Raw genomic sequence first — 6,441 nt, 5'->3', positions numbered from 1 at the left:
GTGGAAACGAGTTCACCAAGCCAGGGCGTTGGTTCATGGTTGCCGCCCACTATCGGTGCGAAGGTTGCCAGCGTTTACACCGCCTTCCTTATCCAGAAAAGGTGGAACTGTTCGAAAGATACGCCCAAGGGTGTGAAGACGGGCTCGGCAGCATCGACAGTGGGCCCGCACCGCTTGGGTGAGGACCGATGCGGGCCCGGCCAAGGGTTGCCTTTCCTTGGCCAGCAGCGTGCGGGGCGCTGCCGCCAAGAACTGANCATGAGTAATAAGGTTCCGCTGATACAAAAAAGCCCGCCAGCCGTCAGGCCAGTGGGCAGTTCTCATGGGGAAAGCACCCAATGGGAACAGTGCAACGACCGAATCTCGACAGCGCGGTTTTTGTTCCACCGTCCGCGAACAGACCTAGCGTCGTTGCCTTGGTAAACCCGTACGGCAACCCTTCCGACCTTTCGATTTTTGCCCGATGGCTCGCTATCTCTGCGGCCCTGTCACCTCAAGGTTTAGGCCTGACGCTACCTGTCACAAATAGTCGATCCACCCAGATGTTACGCCGCAACCGGCGGCGGTGTTACGTTAGTCGAGGTATACCGTGGTGTGCGAGCTGCTCGGCTGGTGGCGTGCGCCTCTCCGTTGCTTGATGTGACTGTCATGGGGCCGCGAGCCGACTGGCAGCTTCCTAGAATCCAGTTGGCAAAAGCGGCCATTCCGCACCGAGCGCCACTTATCGGATCGAAGGTGCTTTCGGCGTCACAGGCCCGCCAACTGGTGTTATGCTACTTCTCACCGCGAGGCTTGAGCTTACGCGCTTGAGGAGGAGGATATGTTAGAGACGCAGCTTCAAAGTCGCAATGGCATGCCGATTGGCGCCGACCTCATCGATGAGTTCGCTTCGGGGTTGGCTGGCCGCCTTATCCGGCTCGCTGATGCCGATTACGACGAGGCACGCCGTATTTGGAACGCGGCAATTGATCGACACCCTGGACTGATCGCACGCTGCCTCGGTGTCGCTGATGTAATCCACGCAGTGAAATTCGCTTCTAAAAACGACCTTCTTGTCGCGGTGCGTGGGGGCGGTCACAATGTCGCCGGGCGCGCGCTCTGCGACAACGGCATCGTGATCGACCTCTCCGCCATGCGTGGCGTGATGGTTGAGCCCAAGACCCAGACCGTGCGAGTTCAGGGCGGCGCGACGCTTGGCGATCTCGACCGAGAGACGCATTTGCATGGGTTGGCGGTGCCGGTCGGCGTCGTCTCTAAGACCGGCGTTGCCGGTCTGACGCTCGGCGGCGGCGTAGGCTGGCTGGTGCGCAAGTACGGACTGAGCTGCGACAATGTGATTTCGTTTGAGCTGGTGACAGCGGAGGGCAACCTGCTGACGGCCAGCATGGAAGAACACCCCGACCTGTTCTGGGCTTTGCGCGGCGGCGGCGGCAATTTCGGCATCGTCACCTGCTTCACCTTCCGGGCGCAGCAAATATCTTCAGTGCTCGGGGGCCTGATCGTTCACGCACGCGACAAGTCCGGTGAGGTGTTGCGCTTCTATCGTGACTTCATGGCCACGGCACCGGAGGAACTGACTGCCTACGCGGCCATGCTGACGACACCGGACGGCATGCCGGCGATCGGCGTAATCGCATGCTGGTGCGGTGACGTGGTAGAAGGCGCACGTGTGCTGGCGCCGCTGCGAGCTTTCGGTCCCCCAATGCTCGATGCCATCCAGCTAATGCCCTTCCCGACGATGCAGAAGCTGCTTGGCGGCGCTTTCCCGGACGGCACCCACAATTTCTGGAAGGCGAGCTTCGTTCCGCAACTTACCGACACGATCATAGACCTGCTTGTCGAGCATGGAAATCGCATGAAGTCGCCTCTTTCGGCCTGCATCGTAGAGTTCTATGGCGGCGCGCCAGGCAGGATCAGTCGCGCTGAATCCGCCTTCGCCCAGCGCGGCGCGGAATACAACATAGGAATGACCGCGCAGTGGGTGGATCCGGCCGAAAGCGAAAGGCATATTGCCTGGGTACGCGCCATGTATGATGCGTTCGAGCCGCATTCGAGCGGGATGCACCTTCTGAACTTTCAGAGCGAGCCCGCGGACCAAGTTATCCGCGCCTCATTCGGCGAAAACTACAGACGGCTTGCGGAAGTGAAAAGCAAATACGACCCGACCAACTTTTTTAGCGTCAACCAAAACATCTCGACCGCGACACATTAAGCGCCCTTCGACAAACTGGGGCGAACTGATCGAAAGTTCCCTTGGGGTCAGCATGATCGCGGGCACCTAGGCATAAGCTCGGGGCTATCAGCACCGTGCATCCGGACGGGTCTCCAGAGGCAGCCGTCATACAGGTGACGTTGGGCGACGACCTCAACATCGTGTTCGACAGCTTTCCCGGAAGTCGGAAGCTGGCAAATATCAAACGAGACAGCCGGATCGCCATGGTGATCGGCTGGGATGAAAATGTCACGGTTCAAATCGAAGGCCGGGCCCGACCTGCCAAGGCTAACGAATCACAGCGGTTGAGAGATGTCCACGTTGCCAACTGTCCGCTTGAAGCGGAGTTTCTAAAGCAAGGAGCACAACTTTTTACGATTTCGCCTCGATGGATTCGCTATTCCGATTTCAGAGGCGAGCCGATGGTTTTTGAGCTGTCCGGCAACTCGCTTGCGAAATAGGGATTAGCCCCGCCACCTCTCGGCAGCGGGCCGCCGCCAGGGCTGCCTGTGCAACAAAGGCCGTCGATCTGCGTTGAGGCTCGTCTCAGTGGAGCTTCGACAATGGATCCGGCAACCGCAGCAGTACTGCTTTTACTCTCTTGCAGCCCAGGCGAGGCTGTCGTCTGCAGGCCCATTGATGCCGCGCCGACCACATATGCGTCGCTTGACGTGTGTAAGGCATCTCTGAAAGACAGGCTCGCAGGTGCGCCAAATGGGGAAATCGTCGGACGATGTCATCCCCTCGACGAGACTGTCACCGGTTCCCTGCCCGCCGGGTACACCACCGTTGTTGTCACGCGCGGTGTTGGGAGCAACGCCGTCAGCAATAGCTACATCGTTCAACACAAAGATTAAGGCCCGCCACCTCTCGGCAGCGGGCCAATTCAACAGGATGTTGGATTTCAGGCGTTGCCCGCCGGGCGGTACGCCTTCATGTCCGCCGCCCCTTGGCGGTTCAGGTGTTCCCTCACCGGCTTAAGGACAGACGTTGGATGGGTCGGCGTCATGTGCACAGATCGCCAGCCGTGCAACGGTCTAACTGCTTAGCGGCTCCTTTGGTTTTCTGCGCAACGGTCTTTCCCCTAGCTGGATTTAGCTATCCCCCTACGGTTGGGTAGGGACTTCAGTCTCAATTGAGCAATCGCTAATATGCCTATAACTTAGGCAGCGCGGGGGACGATCCCTAAGAGCTATCCCGCAATGGCCGGTGCGGCCCACGCTTTCCAACCTAAGCGTCCCCGCACCGGCCATTCTTTTGAGTCTACGGCTGGGTAGCGCCTAGCGGCTCGCTTTTGGCCTTGATTTGTTCTGGCCGTTGCAACTAGGCGCAATCCCGCAGTAGCGGAGCCGCGCAAAGTCCTCGCTAGTTTCACCTTACGTTCCTGTCCGACTGCCGATAATCGCCACCAAAGCACAAACCCTTGGAAGGGGCAGCCCTGGGGGCGGTAGTCGGCACGATCAGGCAGACCAAAAGCGGGTTGAGCGACCGTGCCGACCATAGCTGGGCACGAGGGTGGGCCTAATGTCCAGGCTCCATATGCTACCGGTACACTGGTCTTGCTACAACTACGCCTGATGGCCTATGTCGCGCTTGAAAATCGAAGTCGCATGGCGATCTGGACGCTACGCAAACCGCACTGCCTAGAATCCTAAAGGGAACTCACCTTCAAGTGGCACATTGACCCTCTGAGCGGTCGATTCAAAGGATGTAGCCGCTTACACAGGGTCCGCCGCCGGCGCCCCAATAGGCGGCGGGCTCACCCTCAGTGGCTTTCAACGTAGAGCAAGAAGCCCGCCTCGCCTCATTCACGGCGAAATGGTTAGCAGGCGTAACCACATCGAAGGCTCGCCAAAGGACCTCTTCTATACTCGTGGGAGTCGAATCCACGAGCGGAATGCGCACCGGCCAGCCGTTGACCATCTGGAAGACACCACCGACGTCCTTGGACCACGCCAAGGCGCGTCTAACGACAAGAGGCGCATAGGTCGCGATGACCACATGGGGCTGCCTGTAGTATGTGGAGGTCATTACACGTTCGACATACTTGCGCTGCCAGTTCGGGTGAAGGCTCCTCGGGTTCGTCGATGAGGAAAACAGGCTAATGGCCTCGCTCCGCGGTGCTTAGGAACACCAGCGATGAAATCAGTGACAATTCGCCTGAGCTGACGTCTTTCAATTCGATCATCAGCCCATCTCGGCGCTCAAGATGTACCTGGATCGGCTCGCGTAGAAAATCGTGCTGCCGAAGCCAGCGCTCGTTCCTGAGCACTGCTTAGAAATCGCGACCTAATGAGAACGACAGCTTAGGGTCCGTCTGGTCTGACCAAACCACTTGCTTGGGTTGGACGGAATGGCGGCCTCCTGATCCAAAGAGAGCACGCTCTCAAAATCCAGAACCTGTCGTCCAGTGTTGACGGCGGAGAAACCGAACCTCGGGTGGGATCCGCAGTAATTGAGAACCGCTCCGGCTTCATAGAAGCTCGCGCTGGATTCGCGCAAGGACGCAGCAATGGCCTGCTTTATTACAGAGCGGGGTGAGTTGAAGGCCGAGATACGACGCAAGTTCCGAATGCCCGCAAATCTGTCTCGTGCAGTGTTCGAGACGACCGTGAGGTCCGTCGGATTTGTAGAGGTTCCCCTCGCACGGCTTCCTTGCGCCGGTGAGCACCGCGCCGCTTGGCCCGTCCCACCAGCCCAGCCGCATGAAGCTGCGTCTTGATGAAGGGGTAGCCCCAGCTGAAGTCATGATCGCGCAGCAGGTGTTCGTGGAAATGCTTCACGTTCCAGCCAAGGTAGCGGTGGCGATAAAGTTCCAGCATCTCCTCGATCGCCTCCGCGGGCACCCGGCGCGTCGAAAGCTTGCCCAAACGCCGGTCGAGCAACCCAGCCTCCCCAGCCTCTTCGTAACGCTCGCGGTAACGCCGGAATTTCCGCTCCGACATGCCCAGCAACTCGCCTGCCTCCATCATCGAAAGATCGCCGCCATTCCAGCGGCTCAATAATCCCGAAACTTCTGCATTCTCCGGTCCTCTAGCCACGCTGCCCGCTTCATGCCCAGCCTCCATTCGCTGGCGATAAAACCGGACAACTCGCGTGCTACCTAATCCGGACAACTCATGTGCTTACGACAGCAGTTGCTGAAATACATTGCCGCGATTAAGCATTCGGACTAAAGTCATCCCTTCTCGCAGCGTGCCGCGTCCTCCGGTTTGACACAGGGGTGCCGAATGCGCATGTCCTTGCTTTTCATTTCACTGCTGATTGCACACATCCCGATTGTATCGCATGCCGCCGCCATTCACGACGCCGCCGTGAAGGGAGATGTCGCGGCAATTACGGCAGCGCTCGACGCCGGTGCCGGCGTCGACGAGAGCGATGGAAAAGCAACGCCGCTCTATCTTGCGGTTAGGGGCGGGCATCTTGCGGCGGCAAAACTGCTCATGGAACGAGGTGCCGACGCCAACGTTGCCCCGACGCCGCTTTTGGGACCTCCCCTCATGCCGGCTTTGGCAAAACGCAGGGTCGACTTGATCAATCTGTTGCTGCAGGGGGGCGCAAATCCAAATGCGCAGCGCGGCGGTGAATCCGCCCTTCACATCGCCGTCAGATCCGGCTGTCTCGATTGCGTGAAGGCACTGGTCGAGGCCGGCGCCGATGTGAATGCGAAGACAAAGGACGGCAAGACACCGCTCCACATGGCAAAATTCAAGGGGCAACATGAAGTTGCCGCATATCTCTTGTCGCACGGCGTCGTCTTGCCAACGCCAGCCCCTATCTCGATGAAATTGAAATTGTCAAATGCGGATGTCGAGAAAGGCCGAACCTACTTCACCCATGTGTGTCACGGTTGCCACAATGCCGAGCCACAGGGAGAGACCAAGACGGGGCCCAACTTGTGGGGCGTCGTCGGCCGCGACAAGGCATCCATGGCAAGTATGCGTTACTCCGACACATTGCTGGGCTGGGAGGGTGTATGGACGTATGAGGACCTGAACACATATCTCTTCGGGCCCATGCTCACAACGCCGGGCGTCAAGATGGAGACGCCCGGTGTCCCGGACGAGACCGAACGGGTCAACGTGATCGCGTACTTGCGCACACTCAGCGACAAGCCGATTCCGCTGCCCTGAACCCCTACCCTGGTCCCTCCCCAGTATCGCCCCTTTGTAAAAGCGCACTGGGAATGCCAGCGCGCAAAAGAAGCCTTTAACGCTTATTCAACTTAT

General features: G+C 58.9%; 3 protein-coding genes and 2 pseudogenes. 4 read left to right on the top strand and 1 reads right to left on the bottom strand.

Translation table 11 applies throughout. The features are described 5' to 3' along the window. From M729_RS1000000139070 to M729_RS01000000135210, 3 genes and pseudogenes are all read left to right on the top strand, one after another. Window positions 1–182 (top strand): annotated as a pseudogene (locus M729_RS1000000139070) (hypothetical protein); the annotation flags it as partial. A 638-nt stretch (window positions 183–820) separates the two neighbouring features. Continuing rightward, window positions 821–2,212 (top strand): FAD-binding oxidoreductase, encoded by a 1,392-nt coding sequence (locus tag M729_RS0114915; RefSeq protein ID WP_027162041.1) that lies wholly within the window; start codon window positions 821–823, stop codon window positions 2,210–2,212. Between the two features lie 80 nt (window positions 2,213–2,292). Continuing rightward, window positions 2,293–2,673: pseudogene (locus M729_RS01000000135210) on the top strand (pyridoxamine 5'-phosphate oxidase family protein); the annotation flags it as partial. A 2,064-nt stretch (window positions 2,674–4,737) separates the two neighbouring features. Here M729_RS01000000135210 and M729_RS0114900 read toward each other — a convergent pair. Further along, window positions 4,738–5,214 carry a helix-turn-helix domain-containing protein gene (locus M729_RS0114900; RefSeq protein WP_161491091.1) on the bottom strand — a complete coding sequence of 159 codons (477 nt, stop codon included), beginning with the start codon at window positions 5,212–5,214 and terminating at the stop codon, window positions 4,738–4,740. Window positions 5,215–5,442: 228 nt separating this feature from the next. Here M729_RS0114900 and M729_RS0114895 point away from each other — a divergent pair, with 228 nt between their 5' ends. Then, complete coding sequence (locus tag M729_RS0114895; protein WP_027162038.1) at window positions 5,443–6,345, top strand: ankyrin repeat domain-containing protein; 903 nt, start codon at window positions 5,443–5,445, stop codon at window positions 6,343–6,345. Window positions 6,346–6,441 lie beyond the last annotated feature (96 nt).

This window comes from Mesorhizobium sp. WSM1293 (assembly GCF_000513875.1).
Lineage (GTDB): Bacteria > Pseudomonadota > Alphaproteobacteria > Rhizobiales > Rhizobiaceae > Mesorhizobium > Mesorhizobium ciceri.
The sequence above is the reverse complement of the archived record's forward strand: the minus strand, read 5'-3'. Positions and strand labels throughout refer to the sequence as shown.